Origin of the sequence: Sphingobacterium sp. G1-14 (assembly GCF_002196555.1) — a bacterium.
Lineage (GTDB): Bacteria > Bacteroidota > Bacteroidia > Sphingobacteriales > Sphingobacteriaceae > Sphingobacterium > Sphingobacterium siyangense.
The window spans coordinates 5,757,493-5,780,284 of sequence record NZ_CP021381.1 but is presented as its reverse complement, the minus strand read 5'-3'; the positions used below and the strand labels follow the sequence as shown (position 1 = coordinate 5,780,284).

General features: G+C 40.2%; 19 protein-coding genes. 5 read left to right on the top strand and 14 right to left on the bottom strand.

What is annotated here, in order from left to right:
* Positions 1-12 precede the first annotated feature (12 nt).
* From CBM24_RS24860 to CBM24_RS24850, 3 genes are all read left to right on the top strand, one after another.
* Positions 13-1,644, top strand: a complete 1,632-nt coding sequence (locus CBM24_RS24860; RefSeq protein ID WP_088163117.1) for a RagB/SusD family nutrient uptake outer membrane protein — start codon at positions 13-15, stop codon at positions 1,642-1,644.
* A 55-nt stretch (positions 1,645-1,699) separates the two neighbouring features.
* Positions 1,700-2,866: a glycoside hydrolase family 76 protein gene (locus CBM24_RS24855; RefSeq protein WP_088163116.1), complete on the top strand. Its 1,167-nt coding sequence runs from the start codon at positions 1,700-1,702 to the stop codon at positions 2,864-2,866.
* A gap of 143 nt (positions 2,867-3,009) precedes the next feature.
* On the top strand, positions 3,010-3,417 hold the full coding sequence (locus tag CBM24_RS24850; protein ID WP_198385995.1) for an alkaline phosphatase: 408 nt from the start codon (positions 3,010-3,012) through the stop codon (positions 3,415-3,417).
* A 69-nt stretch (positions 3,418-3,486) separates the two neighbouring features.
* Here the strand turns inward: CBM24_RS24850 and nrdF are convergent, their stop codons facing one another.
* From nrdF to CBM24_RS24830, 4 genes are all read right to left on the bottom strand, one after another.
* Positions 3,487-4,473: a class 1b ribonucleoside-diphosphate reductase subunit beta gene (gene nrdF, locus CBM24_RS24845; protein ID WP_070570180.1), complete on the bottom strand. Its 987-nt coding sequence runs from the start codon at positions 4,471-4,473 to the stop codon at positions 3,487-3,489.
* 132 nt (positions 4,474-4,605) lie between these two features.
* A complete protein-coding gene (gene nrdE, locus CBM24_RS24840) occupies positions 4,606-6,711 on the bottom strand; it encodes a class 1b ribonucleoside-diphosphate reductase subunit alpha (RefSeq protein ID WP_070570178.1) in 2,106 nt (701 codons plus the stop codon).
* Entirely contained in the window at positions 6,671-7,078 is a 408-nt protein-coding gene (nrdI, locus tag CBM24_RS24835) for a class Ib ribonucleoside-diphosphate reductase assembly flavoprotein NrdI (protein ID WP_088163114.1), read from the bottom strand. The genes nrdE and nrdI overlap by 41 nt, the downstream gene beginning before the upstream one ends.
* A gap of 34 nt (positions 7,079-7,112) precedes the next feature.
* Positions 7,113-7,346: a thioredoxin family protein gene (locus tag CBM24_RS24830; RefSeq protein WP_046673718.1), complete on the bottom strand. Its 234-nt coding sequence runs from the start codon at positions 7,344-7,346 to the stop codon at positions 7,113-7,115.
* 462 nt (positions 7,347-7,808) lie between these two features.
* Here CBM24_RS24830 and CBM24_RS24825 point away from each other — a divergent pair, with 462 nt between their 5' ends.
* Both CBM24_RS24825 and CBM24_RS28170 read left to right on the top strand, forming a co-directional pair.
* Positions 7,809-10,211, top strand: a complete 2,403-nt coding sequence (locus CBM24_RS24825) for a prolyl oligopeptidase family serine peptidase (RefSeq protein WP_088163113.1) — start codon at positions 7,809-7,811, stop codon at positions 10,209-10,211.
* Between the two features lie 203 nt (positions 10,212-10,414).
* Positions 10,415-11,784 (top strand): IS3 family transposase gene (locus CBM24_RS28170; protein ID WP_410528349.1). Its coding sequence is split into 2 segments (ribosomal slippage): positions 10,415-10,910 and positions 10,910-11,784, totalling 1,371 coding nucleotides; the frame shifts between segments, so codons are not numbered across the junction.
* Between the two features lie 221 nt (positions 11,785-12,005).
* On the opposite strand, the gene CBM24_RS24810 is transcribed toward CBM24_RS28170, so the two are convergent.
* From CBM24_RS24810 to ilvN, 10 genes are all read right to left on the bottom strand, one after another.
* Entirely contained in the window at positions 12,006-12,521 is a 516-nt protein-coding gene (locus CBM24_RS24810) for a DUF2911 domain-containing protein (protein WP_088163112.1), read from the bottom strand.
* A 153-nt stretch (positions 12,522-12,674) separates the two neighbouring features.
* On the bottom strand, positions 12,675-13,922 hold the full coding sequence (ilvA, locus tag CBM24_RS24805) for a threonine ammonia-lyase IlvA (protein ID WP_088163111.1): 1,248 nt from the start codon (positions 13,920-13,922) through the stop codon (positions 12,675-12,677).
* A 211-nt stretch (positions 13,923-14,133) separates the two neighbouring features.
* Positions 14,134-15,297 (bottom strand): 2-isopropylmalate synthase, encoded by a 1,164-nt coding sequence (locus CBM24_RS24800; RefSeq protein ID WP_083296124.1) that lies wholly within the window; start codon positions 15,295-15,297, stop codon positions 14,134-14,136.
* A gap of 41 nt (positions 15,298-15,338) precedes the next feature.
* Complete coding sequence (gene leuB, locus CBM24_RS24795) at positions 15,339-16,412, bottom strand: 3-isopropylmalate dehydrogenase (RefSeq protein ID WP_088163110.1); 1,074 nt, start codon at positions 16,410-16,412, stop codon at positions 15,339-15,341.
* A 177-nt stretch (positions 16,413-16,589) separates the two neighbouring features.
* Complete coding sequence (locus CBM24_RS24790; protein WP_088163109.1) at positions 16,590-18,068, bottom strand: ATP-binding cassette domain-containing protein; 1,479 nt, start codon at positions 18,066-18,068, stop codon at positions 16,590-16,592.
* Positions 18,062-18,652, bottom strand: a complete 591-nt coding sequence (gene leuD, locus CBM24_RS24785; RefSeq protein ID WP_075994369.1) for a 3-isopropylmalate dehydratase small subunit — start codon at positions 18,650-18,652, stop codon at positions 18,062-18,064. Before leuD ends, CBM24_RS24790 begins: the two co-directional genes overlap by 7 nt.
* Positions 18,653-18,662: 10 nt before the next feature.
* A complete protein-coding gene (gene leuC, locus CBM24_RS24780) occupies positions 18,663-20,060 on the bottom strand; it encodes a 3-isopropylmalate dehydratase large subunit (RefSeq protein ID WP_088163108.1) in 1,398 nt (465 codons plus the stop codon).
* A 134-nt stretch (positions 20,061-20,194) separates the two neighbouring features.
* Positions 20,195-21,676, bottom strand: coding sequence for a ketol-acid reductoisomerase (ilvC, locus tag CBM24_RS24775; RefSeq protein WP_088163107.1), 1,482 nt, complete (start codon positions 21,674-21,676; stop codon positions 20,195-20,197).
* A 45-nt stretch (positions 21,677-21,721) separates the two neighbouring features.
* A complete protein-coding gene (locus CBM24_RS24770; RefSeq protein ID WP_220801573.1) occupies positions 21,722-22,186 on the bottom strand; it encodes a DinB family protein in 465 nt (154 codons plus the stop codon).
* 14 nt (positions 22,187-22,200) lie between these two features.
* Entirely contained in the window at positions 22,201-22,791 is a 591-nt protein-coding gene (ilvN, locus tag CBM24_RS24765) for an acetolactate synthase small subunit (protein ID WP_070570155.1), read from the bottom strand.
* Position 22,792: the final 1 nt, after the last annotated feature.

Here is a 22,792-nt window from a genome sequence, read left to right as displayed (position 1 = left end):
AATAGTAAGGTTATGAAAAAAACAAATAAATATTTATTCGCCATCCTGAGCACTGTTACCTTAGGTATCTCTTTTAGTTCCTGCACCAAGTTGGATGAGACAGTGTATAGTAAGATCAAGGATGATAATTTTTATAAGAATAAACGGGAGGTTATGCAAGCTGCGCTCCGCCCTTTTACACATATGCAGGCCTGGCTTGCACCTACAGGTGGAAATGGCTTTTATTATCATTCCGAATTAAGTGCCGATCAGGTGGCCTGGCCGCAAAAGGGACGCCATGGATATGACGGTGGAGACCATATCCGGCAGCACTATCATACCTGGACAAGCAATGAAAGCCGAATGCGTGGGGCCTGGGAGTTGATGTGGGGCGGCGTTGGCTATGTCAATAATGCTATTCAGGATATTGAGAAACTTGATATCGCTAAAATTGCGGATCTGACAGAGGATGAACGCACGCAAATACTTGTGCAATTAAAAGTAATGCGGGCATTTCACTACATTAAGATAATGGATCTTTGGGGCAACGTTCCTATCGTGACAAAGGTAGCCGATCCTATTAACCCCGAAACCAAACCGAGAACAGAGGTTTTTGCATTTGTGCAGAAGGAGCTGGAAGAAAATGTGGATAAGTTGCCTAAAACCTCGGCCAGTAATATCGGTCAGGTATCTATGGCTGCGGGTTATGCCATGCTGGCTGAACTCTATCTCAATGCCGAAAAATGGTCGGGTAAGGCAATGAATGATGAATGTATCGCTGCTTGTGATAAGATTATTTCCGGACAGGCTGGCGGCATTGGAGGGGCTCCCAAATTGAGCCCTGATTTGAATGCATTGTTCAGTAATACCAATTCGGCGAATCCGGAATCCTTATTTCAATTTCAATATAGCAGACAGGCGGGGTTTACATTCGATTGGTCGGGATTCTATATGAGTTATGACTATATGAAGGAAGTGCTCAAAGTTGGTTACGGTGGATGGAATGCATTTGTTGTTATCCCTACCGCATTTAATGCCTATGCTGAAAATGACTTGCGGAAGAAAGAATGGTTTTTGTTTGGACCACAATATAAATACGGCACCACTACACCTGTATTGGGAACGGAAGAGTATTCAGGTAAACCGCTGGTGTTTGTCAATTCGATCCGCAGAGAAAGCGAAGGTGATAAAACTTCAGAAGGTGGTATGACAAAAGGAGAAGAGAATTCTGGAGCTCGATTTAATAAATATAAATCAGGTACCTTGGACGATGCCAACTACTGGGAGAATGATTATATTATTTATCGTTTAACGGAGATCTATTTCGATAAAGCTGAAGCACTTATGCGTAAGAATGGTGGAAAAGCCAGTAGTGAGGCTGTGGAGTTGGTCAATGAATCCAGAAAAAGAGCATTTAGTAAGGCTGACTGGCCTATGGCGCAGTATACTGTCGCTACATTGACGCTGGATGAATTACTGGCGGAACGGGGACGTGAATTTATTTTTGAAGGAAAGCGCCGGACAGATCTAATCCGATTCGGAAAATATATATCCGGATCTTGGTGGGATCATAAAGCTACGAACGATAAGAATAAAGAACTATATGCGGTACCGATGGATCAATTGGCAATCAATCCCAATTTAAAACAAAACCCTGGTTATTAATGTTCAGGAATAGTAGATGCCGTATAGGCATCTACTATTCTTTTACCTAAAACACATGAAAAGATATTTTACGTTGTTTCTTTTGAACTTTATTGGTGTAACCTTATTTGCACAAAAAAATAATTTTCAGAACTATGCTATCCAAACTTTAGATAGCATCTATAGCAAGTTTGGAAATACCAAGAATCAGCTCTTGGCTGAAAAATATCCCTTTGATGAAAACTTTAAAGCTGATTATCTGGATAATAATCAACAGGCAGCGCAGCAAAAGAAATATGCTTATCTATGGCCTTTCTCGGGTAGTTTCTCGGCTGTAAATGCCTTGATGGAATTGCCAAAAACAAAAAAGGCATTTCAGTTCATACTTGACAAAAAAGTCCTGGTTGGGCTACAGGAATATAGGGATGAAAGTCGGTCGCCGGTTGGTTATGCTTCTTATTTAAATACAGCTCCTCCCTCGGATCGTTTTTATGACGATAATATCTGGTTGGGTATCGATTTTACCGATAGCTATATCCATACAAAAAAAATAAACTACCTGTCTTCGGCCAAAGAGATCTGGAATTTTGTAAAGAGTGGGGAGGATGATAAACTCGGCGGTGGCATTTATTGGTGTGAACAGAAAAAGGAATCTAAAAATACCTGTTCGAATGCACCAGCAAGTGTATTTGCACTGAAGTTATTTATGGCAACCAATGATAGGTCCTATCTGCAAGAAGGGGAACGTCTTTATGAATGGACAAAAAGAAATCTTCAGGATCCCGAAGATAAGTTATACTGGGACAATATGCAGCTCAATGGAAAGATTGGAAAAGCTAAGTTTTCGTACAACGCCGGACAAATGTTGCAGGCAGCAGCCCTGCTTTATAAGTTAACGAAAAATAAACGGTACCTTGAGGATGCACAACAGCTGGCTGAGGCCTGTCTAGGCTATTTTTTCGAAACGGATGCGAAATTGAATTTCCCAAAATTGAAAAATAGCAATTTGTGGTTTCATGCCGTAATGATGCGTGGTTACATCGAGCTCGCTGCGGTGAATGGCGACCAAAGGTATCTCACCGTTTTTGCGAAAAATCTTGAATTTGCCTGGCAGCATATGCGCGATAAAGATGGACTTTTCAGTCCAGATTGGACCCTGAAAGATCAGCATAAATCGAAATGGCTGCTCGATCAGTGTGCTTTTGTCGAAATGTACGCACGGTTGGCAAAAGCTGGGTATTAAAATCGATGTAAAACGGTATAAGGTTAAGACGCTGAAAATAATTTTTCAGCGTCTTTTTTTGTTCTGTAACATATTGGTTAGAGAGATTAAATAATGTTTACTTAACATAATAGATGCTGTAAAATTTCTATTTGAACACCACCGTGGATATCATAAAAAAGGAGAAACCGACGATTACTTTTGTGCATTTCGACCAACCTGATGGCGTAGGCCATAATATCGGGCATAATACACCGGAATACTATGCCGAACTAAAACAGGTCGACAGACGTATTGGTACCTTGCAGCAAGCTGTAAAAGACGCAGGAATTGCAGACGAAACAATTTTTGTTATTGCTGCGGATCATGGTGGTACCGGAAAAGGACACGGTGGTAAATCGCTGGCCGAGGTGGAGATTCCTTGGGTAATGACCGGACCAGGTGTACCAAAAGGAAAAGAAATCAAGGAAACTTTGATGATTTATGATATCGCGCCTACGTTAACTTGGTTGCTTGGTGCACCGCTTGATGCCGCTTGGCGCGGACAGGCAATCAAAGCATTCCAACAATAGTTGTTTCCCGTCAAACAAAAAGCCCCAAAGAATTTTCTTTGGGGCTTTTTGTTTGACGAATCGTCAATATTATATATCTACGACCACATCCATTTTGAAGTCGTCATCTTTTAGATGGACAATTTCCGTTGCTTTTTCGTAGTTAGTTGATTTCTTGGAGAAGAAGTCATGTTGTGTCGTTTCAGTATTCAAACCATTCAATACGATTGGGTTGACTTGTTTTACTTCGAAGATCGGATCAAAGCCTAAATTCATCAATGCTTTGTTGGCATTGTAACGAACATATTCTTTTACCTCTGCAGTTAAGCCAACTTCAGTATAGATCTCTTCTGTATATTTCAGCTCATTTTCATACAAATTGTAAAGCAGGGCCAAGAAACGAGCTTTTACCTGATCTTGATTTTTTAATTTTTTGAATTGATCTTGGGCTATTAATCCAACGAATACACCGTGAATGGATTCGTCTGCGATAATTTTCTTGATGATATCGGCAGAAGCAACCATTTCACCTTGTCCACATAACCATAATGGCAAGAAGAATCCAGAATAGAATAAGAATGACTCCAATAATACAGATGCAGCCATCGCCATATAAATCTCTTCGTCCGAAGCATCTTCTTTATCGATCGCGCGGTAGTAACCATCAATCGTTTCTGCTTTGTATTGAAGATATTTATTTTGTTGAACCCATTCGAAAATGTCGTTTATTTCGGCGGTTGTAGAAACTGTCGTGAAAATAGTGGAATACGATTTTGCGTGGATAGCTTCCATCATACACATATAGGACAATACAGCTTTATTCTGTAATGTATCGATATGATCGATGATTTTAGGCATACCTGTGTGGCTTTGAAGGGTATCCAATAAGGTTAATCCTCCTAAAGCTTTTTTATACGCATCTTTCATTTCTGGGCTGATACGTTTCCAGCTATCGATATCTTTTGAAGGAATGTATTCCGTATCGATCCAGAATTGACGGATATTTTGTTCCCAGAACATCAATACATAATCGTTCTCAGGGGTATTCCAATTGACAGCTTTATATGTTTTACTCATTTTTAGTTTAAAGTATTAGGCATTTATTATCACGTATTTGGATTGTTGATTTTAGATAAGCCAAAAGCCGCCAATGACGTAGGCAACTTTTGACTTTCTCCCATTATATATCCAAATACTAAAATCTCAAAATTAAGCTGAACAAGAGACACATTCGTCGATGGTCGATTTTCTTGTCCGTGTATAATAAAGGGATTTCAATCCCAATTTATGTGCATAGATATAATATCTAGACAAATCTCTTGTCGAATCCTTTGAGTTTGTATGCAAAATGGTCGATACACCCTGATCAATATGGCGTTGGATAACCGAAATCAATTTCAAGACTTTGAATTGATCCATATCATAAGCCGATTTGAAGTAGAAATAATTATCGTTTGTCAAATATGGCATTGGATAGTAAGTTGTACTATCTCCATATTCACGCACTTCAATGATATCAACGATTGGCATAACTGATGCAGTTGCATTCATGATATACGAAGTCGATTGATTTGGAGCAATGGCCAAACGGTAAGCATGGTAAATACCATGTTCTTTGATTTTTGCTTTTAGTTCCAACCAATCTTCGACTGTTGGAATATGTATTCCTTCAAATAACTCCGTTACCTTAGCTGTTTTAGGCATATAATCACGGTTGATGTAATTGTTGAAATACGTACCATCGGCATAGGCTGATTTTTCAAATCCAACAAATGTTTTACCACGTTCTTTGGCAATTTCCATCGATGCTTCCAATGAATAATAGTTCATCATCATAAAGAAGGTATTGGCAAAATCCAGCGCCTCGTTAGATTCATACATGATGAAGCTTTTTGCAAGGTAACCATGGAGGTTCATTGCACCTAGTCCTACAGAATGCAACTCGCGGTTTGCTTTTGCAATAGATGGAACCATATCGATATTGGTCACGTCTGTAACGACAGTCAAAGCACGCATAGCCGTTTTTACGGTCTCTTTGATACGTTTGTTGTCCATTACAGTCGCGATATTTAAGGAGCCTAAGTTACAGGAGATACCATAACGGATCGTGTCCTGTTTGCCATAGATCTCAATATCGGATACTTGAGATACTTGCATGATTTCAGTACACAAGTTTGAGAATTTCACTTGACCGATTTCATTCAATGCATGGACACGGTTGGTGTTCTCTTTGAAGAAAATATAAGGATATCCCGATTCTTTTTGTGTCTGAGCAATTTTAACTAAAAGGTGACGAGCATTGATTTTTTTCTTTTTCACGTTTGGATTCGTGATCAATTCGTCGTACATTTTGTCCATATCCATCTCATCCAAGAATTGTCCATACTCTTGCATCACCGTATGTGGGTAGATCAAATAGCATGGTTCATCTTTTTCTGCCAATTCCATGAATTTATCGGGAACGATGATACCGATCGACAATGATTTGATACGTACTTTCTCGTCAACGTTGATTTTTTTACAATCTAAAAATTCTTCGATGTCAGAGTGGAAAATATTGAGGTATACTGCACCAGCACCCGGACGTTGTCCCAACTGGTTCGCATATGAGAATGTATCTTCCATAATCTTCATGATTGGAAGTACACCGCCGGCACGGCCTTCAACACCTTTGATAGCTTCTCCGCGAGCACGGATTTTAGAGATATTGAACGATACACCACCACCGATAGAAGACAACTTCATTGCGGAATCAACAGCATAACCGATACCATTTAAGTTGTCGCCGATTTCATCCAAGAAACATGATACTAATTCACCCGAGCGTTTCTTTCCTGCATTCAAGAATGTAGGGGTCGCTGGCTGATACTCTTGATTGATCATGATTTCTGCATATTCAATTGCTTTTTGAACACCCTCTTCTCTTGCTAAGAACAAGGAAACAGCAACTACACGGTCTTCATAACGCTCTAAAAACTTCTCGCCAGAATCGTCACGTAAAGCGTAGCTCTGGAAGAATTTGAATGCCGCCATAAAAGATTCGAAACGGAATTTCTTCGCATACACATAGTTGAATACCGTTTCCATTTCTTCAAATGTAAACCATTGGTAAAAGTCAATATAATAGTTGTTTTCTACCAAATAGTCTATTTTTTCTTTTAATGTATAAAAGAACACGGTGTTCTTATTTACATATTCCAAGAAATATGCACGAACCGCTTCCTTATCTTTATGTAAGCTGAATTCGTCATCATGCTTAATCATGATTTCATTATTAAGCAATATCCAGTTTTTTGCTACTTCGTTTGCTACCATCGCAAAAGTTCTTTAAGATGTCAATAAATTGATTAATATCTTCCATTGTTCCGGACAGTTCAAATTTGAACGCCAGTGGAATGTCGAAATCCTGTGAAATGCGATCAGCTGCCAGACCAAAATTCGGTCCCCAGTTGCGGTTGCCACTGGAAGTAACAGAATAGATATTTTTAGCTTCGCGTTTCATGAATTCTTTTGTGTTTTCGGGCACCTGTCCAAAATTTGTGGTGAAAGTGACCAAATGACCAGGGTCTTTTACCATTAAATCGGCGGTAATCTTATGAATTTGCCAACCCGTTATCTGCGCTACTTTATCCATAAAACGTTGTACGTTCCCCGTTCTGGAATCATAATAAATGTGTATCATGTCACTGTTTCATTTTAATGATACGCTGAATTTATTAAAGTGCAATCGCAGCCAATTCCTCTGGTTTAAAGCCAATGATACGGTGTTGAATCTCTTCATTTTCCAACACAATTACCGTAGGAACTGTGCGGATTTTGAATCTTGCGGCCAAGTCTGGTTCATCAAAAGGATTAACCGTTTCATATTGGATACCTTTTTGATCCAAATAAGCCGATACTTGTGCACAAGGAGCACAATCGTTTTTCTCAAATTTGATAATTCTTGCCATGTTTACTTGTTTATTTTTTTATTCCAATCTTTATAGAAAAACTCGGTACGGAGTTAATGGTATCAATTTTAATCGGGGAGACCAGATTTAAGGTGCATCTGGCCATTTAAAATAGACAATTCATCAAAAAGAAAAGTCTGTGTTTTCGATACTTAAAAACTTCGTTGAGTTGCCAATTCTTTCATTAGCTTAACAAATATCTTATATTTTCTTTCGATGCGGTAGTTTGACTTTTCCACATTTTGGGCAAAAGTTTGTCAGAGAATGCGTTTGCTGCAGATTGGTGTTTGTAAGTTATTGATTATCTTAATTTTGTAAATGTGGATAACTTTAAATCAGTAAATTTTACCACTATTTTACAAATGATTTAAGTTTAATTTTACTGTCATAAAAAAGCTACAAAGCTTGCTTTTTTATGAAAATTTTATTACCTTATTTTGCCCTAATTTGAAAAATAAATTTATGAAGAAACTATTCTATGGTCTCTTGCTTCTAGCGTCGCTACAGACGCAAGCGCAGGAAAACATTACCTTTCAAAAACCCTCTACTGAAATTTTGGCCTTAGCCGATTATGTACGCCCCCCTCAGATAAAGATTTCAAGCGATAGAAATTGGATGTTATTTACATTCCGGCCTACGTATAAAAGCCTGGCAGACTTAGGCCAGGAAGAAATGAAACTGGCTGGATTGCGGATTAATCCGAAGACGAACATGGAAAGTTCGACAATCTTTTTCGATAAGATTACCTTGAAAAAAATAGGACAAAATATGGAATTTTCCGACTTCACGGGGATACCCGAAAAAGCGGCGATGGCCAATTTTGTGTTCTCTCCAGACAATAAGCGTTTGGCATTTAGCAATACAAATGAAATTGGAACGGCCTTATTTGTCATTGATCTTGCAACGCGAAAGGTCAAACAGTTGACAGCTTACAATTTGAACGGAACATTGACAGCACCATTTCAGTGGCTGAGAAATTCTTCCGGTTTAATAATAACAAGCCTACCAAAGGATAGGGCTGCCCTGTTGGATCCCTCAAAAGATTTGCCGACGGGACCTATTGTCTCAACTAGTGATGGGAAGGTGTCTCAATTGAGGACATACCAAGATCTGCTTAAAAATCCGCAGGATGAAGTGAATTTTGAAACATTGGTGCAATCCAACCTTGAACTTGTAGATCTGGACGGCAAGATTTCTTCCTTTAAAAATAAAGCCATTTATACGGGGATCAGTTTCTCACCGGAAGGTGAGTATGTGATGATCACGACCATTACAAAACCTTATTCCTACGTAGTTCCGGTTTCGTCTTTTCCACAGCAGGTTCGAATTTATGATCGGTCGGGCAAGGAAATAGCGCTGGTGAATGAGACCCCCTTGACAGAGGTAATGCCGAAAGGTTTTTCGTCGACACGATCGGGAAAACGGGCCTGGCATTGGCGGAGTGATCAGCCAGCTACGTTGGCTTATGTAGAAGCCTTGGATGGCGGGGATGCGAACAAACCTGCGGAGTTTCGTGATGCCTTATATACTTTATCTTACCCTTACAATGGTGCGGGAAAGCTTATTTTTAAAATCAAAGACCGTTACGCTGGTGTAACATGGGGGAATGATAAATATGCATTGATCAATTCGCAATGGTATGATACGAGAAATGCAAAAACTTTTGTGGTGAATCCTTCCTCGGGAGAATCTAAACTATTGCACGAGCGGAACAGTCAGGACGTCTATAATGATCCGGGAGATGTGTATATGGAAAAAAATAGTTTAGGCACTTATTCGATGTATATAGATAAGGATAAAGCGTTGTTTGTAGGTAAGGGTTTTACTAAAAATGGCGAGTTTCCTTTTGTGGATGAGCTTGATCTGCATTCATTGAAGAAAAAACGCATCTACACTGCTCCAGCATCTGAAATGCAAGAACGTATCGCCCAACTCGTGAACCCTAAAACTGGTGATCTGTTGATTTCGCTTCAGTCAGCATCGTTTTATCCGAATTATTTCATGAAAAATATGAAATCGGGGAAACAGGTGACGCTCACCACGTTGGAAAACCCGTTTAAATCGTTGGAAAAAGTTCATAAAGAGATTTTAAAATACAAGCGCAAGGATGGAGTCGAACTTTCTGGAACATTATATTTACCTGCCGGTTATGATTTTACGAAGAAAGAGAAGTTGCCTCTGCTAATGTGGGCTTATCCACGGGAATATAAGGACAAGAATACAGCCGGACAAAGCACGGCCAATCCGAAGGAGTTTACCTTCCCAAGTTATGGCTCTTTTATCTACTGGGTATCGAAGGGCTATGCTGTATTGGATAATGCGGCCTTCCCTATTGTTGGAGAGGGAACAAAAGAACCGAATGATACCTTTATTGAGCAACTTGTGGCAAATGCCGAAGCTGCAATTGATGCGGTAGATCATTTGGGTTATATCGATCGGAAAAAAGTTGCTGTGGGTGGGCATTCCTATGGTGCGTTTATGACAGCACATCTGTTGTCCAATTCAAAATTGTTTGCCGCAGGAATTGCGCGTTCTGGAGCATACAATCGGACCTTAACACCATTTGGTTTTCAGAGTGAACAACGAAACTTCTGGGATGATCCAACCTTGTATATGACCATGTCTCCATTTGTGAGTGCTGATCGGATGAAAACCCCACTTTTGTTGGTTCACGGCGGAGCCGATAATAATCCCGGAACATTCACCCTGCAGACGGAACGCTATTTCCAGGCCCTGAAAAATTTGGGAGCTCCCGTGCGTATGGTCATTTTACCACGCGAAGCTCATGGATATGTCGCCAAAGAAAATATCTTCCATTTACTTTGGGAGCAGGATCAATTTTTGGAAAAATACCTTAAAAAATAACCGGTCGATTAACCAGAAGCAATAGTGTTAAGGTGTACAAGGATTCAATGTAAAAGAAGGTGTCTAAAAAGTAAAAACAAACCCTCTGAGAATTGAATATTTGAAAAGTACCTGTATAGGGATTCGGTAAAAATTCAATATAAAAGGGGCTATCCACCTTGCAGTGCCCCCAAAAAGTTAGACACTTTCTGGGGGCATTTTTTATGAATAAGAAAAAGAAGCACAGCTTTGAATTTAAGCTGAGCTGTGTTAAACAGATGGATGAGCATTATCGCTCTGCAAAATCTCTTGGCAGAGAATTAGGAATCGCCTATTCGTTACTTGATACCTGGTATAGGATATATAAGTATCATGGATCTGCAGGACTTCTTCCCAGAAAAGGGAAAAGGATCTTTAGCCCGTCTTTTAAGTTGTCAGTCCTTAACGCAATCCGTGAAGAAAGTTTATCTTTGAAAGAGGCTCGCGTGCGCTTCGACCTTTCCTCGGATGACCACATTATCAACTGGCAGAAAAGACTGGATGAGTTTGGTCCGGCAGGATTGGAGCCGCGGGCTAAAGGAAGACAACCTATGACTAAGAAATCAAACCAACAGATCAAGCGAAAGGTCAGGAAAACGAATAAACCACTCACGCGTGAAGAGGAACTTTTGCAGGAGAAAGAGTATTTACGGGCGGAAAATGCTTTGCTAAAAAAGCTCCAAGCCTTAGCTCAAGAAGAAAACAAGCGCAAGCCATAATGGAGCTAAGGCATCAATTCGACCTGGATACCATGTTGAGCTGTGTTAAAATGGCAAGGAGTACTTTTTATTATTACTCCGGGAAATCAGGACAACCGGACAGGTATGAACGGGTAAGGAACCTGATCAGCAGGATATACCATGACCATAAGGGGCGCTTTGGCTATCGCCGTATCGTACTGATGCTCAGACGACATGGAGAGGGTATCAACCATAAGACCGTGCTTAGGCTGATGGGAGAAATGAAGCTGAAGAGCCTGATCAGGGTGAAAAAATACCGGTCCTACCGGGGTGACCTGGGCAAGATAGCTCCCAATATCCTTAACAGGGAATTCAAGGCTGACAGCCCAGCCCAAAAATGGGCTACTGATGTTACAGAGTTCAAAGTCAGGGGAAGAAAGCTCTACCTTACCCCGATCATTGATCTGTTCAATCAGGAAATTATCAGTTATGAGCTTACTGACAGACCGGTGTTCAAGGCGGTAATGGACATGTTGAAAAAATCACTTCCTTTTGCAAAAGTATCCTCACAGTTGATTTTACATTCAGATCAGGGATGGCAATATCAAATGCAGAAGTATCAACAGTGGCTCAAAGAAAACGGAATCACTCAAAGCATGTCCAGAAAAGGAAATTGCCTTGATAATGCTGTAATTGAAAATTTCTTTGGAACTTTAAAATCAGAGCTGTTCTATCTAAAACAATATGAATCAACAGAGAAGTTAAAAAGCGAAATAGAAGATTATATATCCTATTACAATAATCAACGGATAAAACTAAATTTAAATGGAATGAGCCCGACAGAATATCGAGCTCATTATTACAAATCTAATTAACTAAATTTGTCCAATCTTTTGGGGGCAGTCCAACCTTTGGACTGCCCCTTTTATATTGAATGAAGTATTTGTTTTATTGATTTGTGTTTTTTTTACTAAAGTATCAATAGAATCAATCGTTTGGTTTATCGCGAAATGCAACGAATTCATTGGTCTGAATAAACCTTGCGCTTGCATTTATACAACGGTAGGCTTCCGTAATCATAAATAAGTTTTTTTCGCTATTTACTCGCTTTAACCGTAAATGGAACGACATACTGTCCCCACTCCAAAGAAACAGTTCCTTGTGGCGTCGCATTGATCTTAAACTGTTCCTGTGAATTGCTTGCTGTGGCATTGCTAACAGAAACACGTAGGGCATCTTCGTTAGCATCATATTTTGTTCCCCACTGATTCCACACTTTATTAAACATAATTGTTGTTTCGTGTTCCCCAGGGATACTGTAAAGACCATATTTTCCAGCGGCTAATTTCTTGCCTTCAACCAATACATCTTTATTAAATTCGATGGTGGTCGCTTCATTCGCTCCAGTACGCCATACAATGCCGATAGGGGCGATATCAACACCAAGCTGACGGCCTTTCAATGAAGGGCGGCTATAATTAATGTCGATCGTGACACCATCGGTGGTGGTTACTTTGGTGTTGTCTGGAGGACTCGGGCGTTTACTTTTGTCGGTCTGCGCAAAGGTAAGTTGCCCAATTAAGGTCAGAATTGTTAAAATTAGTACTCTCATTTTTCGTATAGTATTGATTAAACAATTAAATATAAGGTTTTTAAATTATGGAATTGTTAGTTTTTTTTGAAGACTTTGGGTGAGGTCTTTTGGTTATATAAACGGGAAAAGCCAGGATATGAATCACTGGCTCTTTTCATTTATACCTATTATTTAAACAAGATATTCAAATAGTGTCTGGTCTTTGTTGATTTCAATGACATCAAACTTATATTCTTTCATGCGTTCAATCAATGTTTCGTAATCTTCAGGCTTGTTGAGCTCTATGCCGACTAGGGCTGGACCTCTTTCGCGTTCTGTTTTTTTGATAAACTCAAAACGGGTAATATCATCCTTAGGTCCCAATACTTCAGAAACGAAGAGTTTTAATGCACCTGGGCGTTGTGGGAAACGAACGATAAAATAATGTTTGTAGCCTTCGTAAAGCAGAGACAATTCTTTGATTTCACTCATGCGGTCGATATCGTTGTTTCCACCGGATATGATACAGACGACTTTCTTGCCTTTAATTTCATCTTTGTGAAATTCAAGAGCAGCTACCGATAAAGCACCCGCGGGCTCAACGACAATTGCATCCTTATTATACAGCTCTAGGATGCAGGTACAGATCTTTCCTTCAGGAATAGAGCGTGTATCATCCAACAATTGCTTGGCAATTTCAAATGTCGTTGCACCGATCTTTTTAACGGCGGCCCCATCAACAAATTTGTTGATATGCTCGAGCTCGATCGGTGCGCCATGTGTCAAAGCCGCTTGCATAGAAGGAGCTCCTTCGGGTTCAACACCATAACATTTGATCGCTTTGTTTTTACTCTTCAGGTAATAGCTCGCCCCCGCGGCAAGTCCACCGCCACCAATTGGGATAAATATGGCGTCCATATCGGGAAGATCTTGTAAAGCTTCAACGGCTACAGTACCCTGTCCTTCCACAACTTTGAGATCATCAAATGGCGGAATGAAAGTCATGCCATGCTCTGCTGTATAAGCCAGCGCTGCTTTTTGGCAGTCATCAAAAGTGTCTCCGGTCAAGATAATTTCTACATTGCCGTTACCCCACATTTCCGTTTGTGAAATCTTTTGGCGTGGTGTCGGACCCGGCATAAATATCACGCCTTTGATGTCGAGTTTATTGCAGGAGAAAGCAACGCCCTGAGCGTGGTTGCCTGCGCTGGCACATACAACGCCACGTTGTCGCTCTTCCGCTGTTAAGGAAATAATTTTATTGTAGGCACCGCGTAATTTATAGGAACGTACGACTTGTAAATCTTCCCGTTTGAGATAGACTTCAGCGCCATATTTTTCGGATAGATGCCGATTATATTGAAGCGGTGTTCTGTTGACCACAGACTTGATGCGGTCAAGCGTAGCTTCTGAATTGATGTTTAAGGTTGATAGATTCATTGTTAGATGATTGCCTAGTTAAGGTAGCAAATAAAACGCAGATATTCGCTGTTATATGAGAGATTCTACCTATATAGTATTTAAATTTAGTTGATTTTAAATGGAAGATCGTTTGTACGTATGATAAAATAATAACTAGCAACGTATCATTTGGATCCTTTAAAAAAATGTATTTATGATAAAAAAAGGCTGCATCTGCAGCCTTCCTTTTTTATATTTTTTCTTGGATGAGGCTTTTTAGGTCATCATCACAAATATTTTTCTTTTCGTCGGCCAAAACCAAGAAACGTTGATAGCAATCAGCTAAATCATCTTTTTCAAGATGGAAGCCTAAACGCTCCAAATGGTGCTTAAGGGCATGTCTTCCTGAACGTGCAGTTAAGATAATATCAGCTTCAACCAAACCAACATCTTCTGGTCTGATGATCTCATAGTTCTCACGGTGTTTTAGGAAACCATCTTGGTGAATACCCGAGCTATGCGCGAAAGCATTACGGCCAACGATTGCTTTATTCGGTTGGACAGGCATGTTCATCATTTCACTTACCTTGCGCGATAAGTACGTAAACATGCGGCTATCGATGTTTGATGTCAAGCTTCCAAACGACTGGTTGTGCACTTTAAGGATCATGGCTACTTCTTCAAGTGACGTGTTTCCGGCACGCTCACCGATACCGTTGATGGTACATTCCACCTGACGGGCTCCATTTTGAATCGCAGCGATAGAATTTGCTGTTGCAAGTCCCAAGTCATTGTGACAATGTGCCGAAATAATGGCCTGATCGATATTGCGTACATTCTCCTTGAGGTAATTGATTTTTGAGCCATATTGGTCTGGCAGACAATAACCGTTTGTATCGGGGATATTGACTACCGTAGCACCGGCAGCAATCACCGATTCAACCATTTTAGCTAGAAATGCTAAGTCTGCGCGACCCGCATCTTCTGCATAAAACTCGACATCTTCCACATAGGATTTGGCATGTTTTACAGCCGCAACGGCACGTTCTAAAATTTCTTCTCTTGTGCTGTTGAATTTATATTTGATATGCATGTCCGAAGAACCAATACCCGTATGGATACGTGGGCGTTTGGCATATTTTAATGCCTCGGCAGCTACGTCAATATCGTTTTGATTGGCACGGGTCAATGCGCATATAATGACATCGTTTACCGCTTTAGATAATTCGACGACCGATTGAAAATCACCAGGGCTAGACACTGGGAAACCGGCTTCGATAATATCCACCCCTAGTTTTTCCAGGTCTTTAGCAATCTCAATTTTCTCTGGAGTAGTTAATTGGCAGCCTGGTACCTGTTCGCCATCACGTAAAGTGGTGTCGAAAATGTAAAGATGATTAGGATCGTGTAACATAATTTCTTAATTCAAAAGATTTACAAATTAAAAAGGGTATACTATTTAATAAACTCCAATACTTTTTCACCCATTTCCTGAGTACCTAAGATTTTTGAAGCTTCTGTGCTGCTGTTGGCAATATCACCGGTTCTCCAACCAGCTTTTAATGTTTCAGCAACAGCATTGGTAACCGCTTTAGCTTCCTCCTGTAGACCAAAGCTAATATCAAGCATCAAGGCAGCAGATAAAATTGAAGCCAATGGATTTGCTTTATTTTGACCAGCGATATCGTGTGCAGAGCCGTGGATAGGTTCGAAGAAGCCTGTGCCATCACCTACGGAAGCAGAAGCCAACATACCCATTGAGCCTGCGATCTGTGACGCTTCGTCTGTCAAGATATCACCAAAAAGATTGGCCGTTAATACCACATCGAATTTCTTCGGATTTTTAACCAATTGCATGGCTGCATTATCGATAAACATGTGCTCGGTTTCAACATCCGGATATTCTTTTGCGATTTCCTGTACTACTTCTCTCCATAGGCGGGATGTTTCCAATACATTGGCTTTATCAACAGAGCATAATCTTTTGTTACGTGTGCGTGCGGCATCATAAGCTTTACGTGCGATACGTTCAACCTCGTAACGGTGGTAGTTCATCAGATCTGACGCAAAGGTGTTGTCCTCATTACGGTTTTTTTCACCAAAATACACATCACCTGTCAATTCACGGAAGAAAAGGATATCTGTACCTTGAAGAATTTCAGGCTTTAAACTCGAAGCATCCAATAACTCGTCGAATAAAAGGATTGGACGAAGATTTGCATAAAGACCTAGTTCTTTACGGATTTTCAACAAGCCTTGTTCAGGTCTTACTTTAGCAGAAGGATCATTATCATACTTGATATGGCCAATGGCGCCGAAAAGGATCGCATCAGAAGCTTTTGCTTTCGCTAATGTTTCATCAGGAAGAGGATTGCCCGTAGCTTCAATTGCAGTATGGCCCATGATAGCTTCATCAAAGCTGAATTCATGACCATAATTTTCACCGATTTTTTCTAAAACTTTTTTACCCCAAGTTGTTACTTCTTGGCCGATGCCATCTCCAGGTATGATTAAAATATTTTTCTTCATTGTATTTTTAGTATTGAGCTATCAGCGATATGTATATTGAAACTTTGGAAGATAGGCCTAAGCCCTATTGTATTGTCTTTATTTTTGACTTTTGATTTCCAGTGTTTTGTCGATAGCTTGATTCTTTTTTTATTTTTTTGTTCTTGTTTTCGAATTAATTGAAGTTATCCACATTTTTCATGTGGATAAAGCTTCTTTTTTGTGGATAACTTCGGATACAGCCTTTACTTCTCCTTTTTCCAACACGATTTTATTGTCAATGCACGTTGGTAGTTGTGTCTGGAAGTGCCCTACATAAATGAGCGTCTGGCCACTTTTACTGAGGTCATCAATGACATCGTTGAAATACTGGGTCTGCTCTTTATCTAAGCCTTGACAAGGTTCGTCCAAAATCAGCAATTCTGGATGCTTCACGATCGTGCGAGCCAATAGGACCAAACGTTGTTGGCCTAATGGTAACGACCCCAAGGTTTTGTGTTTAACCTCTTTAAGGTCAAAAAAATGGAGAATTTGCCCGAGCTTTTGCTGTTGTTCAAATCCTAATCGCTGGTATAGGCTCATGGAATCAAAAAATCCAGAAGCAATAGTCTGCCCAACGTTGGCATTCATATCATAGTACCAATGCAATTCTGGCGATATAATACCCAAATGTTCTTTGATATCCCAAATGCTTTCTCCAGATCCTCTTTTTTTGCCAAAAAGATGGATGTCGTTGGCATAGGCCTGTGGATGATCGCCGTTGATTAAACTGAGCAACGTGGATTTTCCTGAACCATTATGCCCTTGTAGCAACCATTTTTCGCCGGCTTTTACTTCCCAGTCAATATTCTTTAAGACTTGTTTTTCGCCATAGGAGATATTGATCTTGTTCATTTTTACCATGATCGGAGAAGTTACTTCAGGGGCTCGTTGCAGAAAATAGGGGAGTGCCTTTCTTGTGCGGGGCAATCCTCTGGATAACGCATTGCTATTTTGGCGAATAACAATCTTACCATGCTGGATCTCCGCAAAACGATTGATACATTCCGGTTGTTCGTCATCATTACTTATCAACAACAAGGTAACTCCTTTATCCGCAAGCTGATCGAAAATCTGATTGAGATCTTCCCGAGACTGTGCATCTAGTCCTGTATAAGGCTGGTCGATAATGAGCACCTGAGGTTGAAGCCACAAGGCCTTGATCAATTGCAGTCTTTTGTGTTCGCCACTCGAAAGTTCAATCAACTGCTGGTCTTTGAAATTTTCGAATCCAAAAATGTTCAGGTAAGAACGTACGTTTTCAAAAGAAAGCTGTTCTTCTTGCGCAAAATGTTTCAACTCAGCAAAAACCGTTAATGTATCGTTTTTTGCAAATTTGTTGTAGCGCTGTTGGTAATAGAAATTGCGATCGCCTTCAAGATTGGTAAATTGAAACCAATTGGAAACGTAGTGAATTTTTGCCGGCAGTGGGCTTGTTGGATTAAGGTGGAATGTGATCTCGCCTTCATACTTCAATTGCCCGGCAATCGCTTTTGCAAGTGTGGTTTTTCCTGTACCGCTAGGACCGCCTAAGATCCATTGTTGGCCAGGAAAAATTTGCCAATTTAAGTCTTGCAGTACGGTATCTTTACCGTACTGAATGGTTAAATTGGCAATATGGACGACAGGATCTACCATTGTCTGTTTGCTTCAAATGCTTCGATTGAATCTTTCTGGTTAAGGATAAAATCAATGTCATCATATCCATTGATCAAACATGATTTTTTGTATGGATTGATTTCAAACTCAAATTGATCACCTGTCTCTGTCAACATGACTGTTTGTTTTTCAAGATCAACGATAATCGCTGTTGTCGGATTTTGGTGCACCAATTCGAAGATTTTTGCCAAAAACTCTTCGGGTACCTGAATCGGTAATACACCATTGTTAAGGGCATTTCCTTTGAATATATCGGCAAAGAATGAGCTGATGACCACATCAAAACCATAGTCTTGAATAGCCCATGCAGCATGCTCGCGGCTTGAACCACAACCAAAGTTTTTACCGGCAACCAATATTTTTCCTGTATAGGTCGGGTTGTTCAATACAAAGTCAGTTTTGGGCTGATTGTCTGTATCAAAACGCCAGTCGCGGAATAAATTATCACCAAAACCTTCGCGCGTAGTTGCTTTTAGAAAGCGTGCGGGTATAATTTGATCGGTATCAATATTTTCGATAGGTAGAGGGACTACCTGTGACGTTAAAGTTTCAAATTTTTTCATTTTTTTCTGCTTAGATCAACTCTCTTACATCTGTTACTTTACCTGTTACTGCCGCAGCTGCTGCTGTCAAAGGAGATACCAGCATGGTGCGGGCATTCGGTCCCTGACGCCCTTCGAAATTTCTATTTGAAGTCGAAACACAATATTTACCAGCAGGGATTTTATCTTCGTTCATACCTAAACATGCCGAGCATCCTGGTTCACGTAACTGGAATCCTGCCGCTTCAAATATTTTATCCAAGCCTTCTTCTTTAGCTTGTTTTTCTACTTGTTTTGAGCCCGGTACAATCCATACTTCAACGTCTTGTGCTTTTTGCTTGCCTTTAACAAATGAAGCTACTTCACGTAAATCTTCAATACGGGAATTGGTACAACTTCCGATGAACACATAATCAACACGGTTGCCTAAGACTGTTGAGTCATCTTTGAAGCCCATGTAATCCAATGCTTTTTGGTACGATGGTCTTTCTGATTCCGCTTGTGCGCTAGTTGCTGGAATATGCTCCGCAATACCCATACCCATGCCTGGGTTAGTACCATAAGTAATCATTGGCGCAATGTCTGCAGCATCAAAAGTCAACACTTTATCAAAGATGGCATCTTCGTCAGAATACAATGTTTTCCAGTACGCTAGGGCTTTATCCCATTCCTCACCTTTCGGCGCGAATTCACGGCCTTCTACATAGTCGAAAGTGATCTGATCCGGAGCAATTAAGCCTCCACGTGCACCCATTTCGATACTCATGTTACAAATGGTCATACGTGCTTCCATGCTTAATGAACGAATTGCTGAACCGGCATATTCAATAAAGTAACCTGTACCGCCCGCAGCAGAGATTTTGGAGATGATATATAGGATGATATCTTTTGCCCCAACACCGTTTTGAAGGGTACCGTTGACTTCAATTTTCATTGTTTTTGGCTTCGACTGCAATAAACATTGTGTTGCGAAGACCTGTTCAACTTGAGAGGTTCCAATACCAAAAGCAATAGCTCCAAAAGCACCATGCGTGGAGGTATGACTATCGCCACAGACCATCGTTTTACCTGGTAGGGTGATACCCAGCTCCGGACCAATAACGTGTACAATCCCTTGGTATGGATGCCCCAAACCATATAGTTCAATACCAAATTCAGCACAATTTTTGGTGAGCATATCAACTTGATAACGGGATAGCTCTTCTTTGATCGGTAAATGTTGATTGAGTGTCGGTACGTTGTGGTCGGCAGTAGCTACCGTTTGCTTTGGACGAAAAACTGGGATTCCTCTTTTACGCAAGCCATCGAAAGCTTGAGGTGAAGTAACTTCATGAATCAAGTGGGTGTCGATATAAATAATATCCGGAAACCCTTCTTCACGCTTGACGACGTGAGCATCCCAAATCTTTTCTACTAATGTTTTTGACATTTTTTATTCTCTCTTATGTTATTTTTATATGAATCAAGGTGATATTGTAAATGTCTCAATATCACCTTGATTTCAATATACTAAATTACGAAATATTCATGATTTTTGGAGCATGTATAATCTCGTATGGACTTTTAAACAGTTTTGATCGCTTTCATTGCAGTCATCGCTTTACGCAATTTGCGACCAACGATTTCTACAGGGTGATCACGCAAAATTTCATTGATGACAACCAATTGTGCGTTATCAACTGCAGCATCTTTGTTGTCGTTAAAGTTTTTACCGACTAAATCCGTATCAACAGTTTTCATGAAGTCTGCCAACAAAGGTTTACAAGCTTGGTCGAATAGGTAACAACCGTATTCTGCTGTATCAGAGATAACACGGTTCATTTCGAACAACTTCTTGCGAGCGATTGTGTTAGCGATCAATGGTGTTTCGTGCAATGATTCGTAGTATGCTGATTCTGGTTTGATACCTGCTTCAACCATTGTTTCGAATGCCAATTCAACACCTGCACGGATGAAAGCAACCATTAGCGTATAGTTGTCGAAGTATTCTTGTTCGTTGATTTTAACATCACCAGCAGGTGTTTTTTCGAATGCAGTTTCACCTGTTTCGGCTCTCCATTTCAATAAATTTGCATCACCATTTGCCCAATCTTCCATCATGGTCTTGCTAAAGTGACCTGACATGATATCATCTTGGTGTTTTTGGAATAAAGGACGCATGATATCCTTCAATTCTTCTGAGATCTCAAATGCTTTTACTTTTGCAGGGTTGCTCAAACGGTCCATCATTCCGCTTACACCACCATGTTTCAAGGCTTCCGTAATCACTTCTACACCGTATTGTACCAATTTCGATGCGTAACCAGCTTCGATACCTTTCTCGATCATTTTGTCGAAAGACAAGATCGATCCTGTTTGCAACAATCCACAAAGAATTGTTTGCTCACCCATCAAATCTGATTTTACCTCAGCTACGAATGAAGATTTCAATACACCAGCCTTGTGTCCACCTGTCCCTACACAGTACGCTTTTGCTTCAGCCCAGCCTTTTCCTTGTGGATCATTTTCCGGGTGAACAGCGATTAAAGTAGGAACACCAAAACCACGAAGGTACTCTGCACGAACCTCAGAACCTGGACATTTTGGAGCAACCATGATGACAGTAATATCTTTACGGATTTGCATACCTTCTTCAACGATGTTGAAACCGTGTGAATACGATAACGTGGCGCCTTCTTTCATCAAGGGCATTACAGCGTTGATTACTGAAGTATGTTGTTTATCTGGAGTCAAGTTGATAACTAAATCCGCAGATGGGATCAATTCTTCGTAAGTGCCTACGTTAAAGTTGTTGTCCGTAGCGTTTTTCCAAGAATCTCTTTTTTGTTCAATAGCTTCTTTACGCAAAGCATAAGAAACGTCCAGTCCGCTATCTCTTAAGTTTAAACCTTGGTTCAAGCCTTGCGCACCACATCCTACGATTACGATTTTTTTACCTTTTAAAGCGTTTACACCATCCGTGAATTCGGTGTTGTCCATGAATTCAGCGTGACTTAATTGTTCTAACTGCTCTCTAAGCGGTAAGGTGTTGAAATAATTTGCCATTGTTTTACTTTCTTTCTGTTATGGGTTGTTGATTATTTATTTTAATTATTGTACTAATCTGCGTTGAGCCATTGCGTAACCGAAATGAACGTTATCGTGTCCTGATGTCAGGGCTATAACTTCTTCAATGGTATCCATTGGATAGCCATAGGTTGCTGTTGAAAAAGAGGTGATTTCTCCGAAAACACCGTTTTCATAGTCAGCAGCAATTTGCTCAATACTGCGGATTGCGATTTCTTTCAATTCATCAACCTCTGCTTGTTCAACAAAGCGGGTTGGCTTGGTGTCTTTTTTATAATCTTCGTTATAGTTCACCCAAGTCGTATCGGCCTTGATTCCTGTACGGACATAAACCAAAGTCTGTGTGCTGACGACAATGTGGGCAAAATTCCAGATGATATTGTTGTTAAATCCCGCGGGAATTTTGTTAAGCTGTTCAATGGAAAGACCGTCAAGTAATTCAATGAATTTCTGACGTGACTTTAAGATAAATTTAAATGTCTCTTGCATAATACTATTAAAGCTTACATCGTAAATACGTCATCTCTTTTGTCGAGATACTCGTTTTCTACAATTTCTATCGATGGTTCCTTGGCTTCAAACTGAACCAATTTGGAATGGAAACCTGCACTATCTTTAATGATGGCGATACGTGCGCCACGGACAAATTCGATCAAACCATATTTGGTCAATTCTTCTGTCAACTTATCGATCTCCTCGCGGTGACCTGCAGTTTCAAAGACGATATAGTCGTTGCGGATCACAACAACATTGGCACCATATTGACGTAGCAAACGTTCTACATATACCTTTTCATTGACCACATCGGCAGGGACCTTATATAAGGCTTGTTCTTGCCATATTACTTCATCATTGGTATTGTAGTAGGCTTTAAGAATGTCAATTTGTTTTTCTAACTGACGGCAAAGCTTACGCAGAACATCTTCAGCCTCCGTGATTACGATGGTAAAACGATGTATTCCTTCTACTTCAGAAGGGGAAGTATTCAAGCTTTCAATATTGATTTTTCTTCTTGAAAAAATTGTTGAGATCCGACCGATAAGACCGATTGAATTCTCTGTATATAGGGTGATGGTATATTCTTGTTTTTCCATG

What these genes read in the sequence shown, in the direction of transcription:
- CBM24_RS24860 (WP_088163117.1), top strand. Translation starts at nt 13, where the DNA reads ATGAAAAAAACAAATAAATATTTATTCGCCATCCTGAGCACTGTTACC.
- CBM24_RS24855 (WP_088163116.1), top strand. Translation starts at nt 1,700, where the DNA reads ATGAAAAGATATTTTACGTTGTTTCTTTTGAACTTTATTGGTGTAACC.
- nrdF (WP_070570180.1), bottom strand. Translation starts at nt 4,473, where the DNA reads ATGAGTAAAACATATAAAGCTGTCAATTGGAATACCCCTGAGAACGAT.
- nrdE (WP_070570178.1), bottom strand. Translation starts at nt 6,711, where the DNA reads ATGGTAGCAAACGAAGTAGCAAAAAACTGGATATTGCTTAATAATGAA.
- nrdI (WP_088163114.1), bottom strand. Translation starts at nt 7,078, where the DNA reads ATGATACACATTTATTATGATTCCAGAACGGGGAACGTACAACGTTTT.
- CBM24_RS24830 (WP_046673718.1), bottom strand. Translation starts at nt 7,346, where the DNA reads ATGGCAAGAATTATCAAATTTGAGAAAAACGATTGTGCTCCTTGTGCA.
- CBM24_RS24825 (WP_088163113.1), top strand. Translation starts at nt 7,809, where the DNA reads ATGAAGAAACTATTCTATGGTCTCTTGCTTCTAGCGTCGCTACAGACG.
- CBM24_RS24810 (WP_088163112.1), bottom strand. Translation starts at nt 12,521, where the DNA reads ATGAGAGTACTAATTTTAACAATTCTGACCTTAATTGGGCAACTTACC.
- ilvA (WP_088163111.1), bottom strand. Translation starts at nt 13,922, where the DNA reads ATGAATCTATCAACCTTAAACATCAATTCAGAAGCTACGCTTGACCGC.
- CBM24_RS24800 (WP_083296124.1), bottom strand. Translation starts at nt 15,297, where the DNA reads ATGTTACACGATCCTAATCATCTTTACATTTTCGACACCACTTTACGT.
- leuB (WP_088163110.1), bottom strand. Translation starts at nt 16,412, where the DNA reads ATGAAGAAAAATATTTTAATCATACCTGGAGATGGCATCGGCCAAGAA.
- CBM24_RS24790 (WP_088163109.1), bottom strand. Translation starts at nt 18,068, where the DNA reads ATGGTAGATCCTGTCGTCCATATTGCCAATTTAACCATTCAGTACGGT.
- leuD (WP_075994369.1), bottom strand. Translation starts at nt 18,652, where the DNA reads ATGAAAAAATTTGAAACTTTAACGTCACAGGTAGTCCCTCTACCTATC.
- leuC (WP_088163108.1), bottom strand. Translation starts at nt 20,060, where the DNA reads ATGTCAAAAACATTAGTAGAAAAGATTTGGGATGCTCACGTCGTCAAG.
- ilvC (WP_088163107.1), bottom strand. Translation starts at nt 21,676, where the DNA reads ATGGCAAATTATTTCAACACCTTACCGCTTAGAGAGCAGTTAGAACAA.
- CBM24_RS24770 (WP_220801573.1), bottom strand. Translation starts at nt 22,186, where the DNA reads ATGCAAGAGACATTTAAATTTATCTTAAAGTCACGTCAGAAATTCATT.
- ilvN (WP_070570155.1), bottom strand. Translation starts at nt 22,791, where the DNA reads ATGGAAAAACAAGAATATACCATCACCCTATATACAGAGAATTCAATC.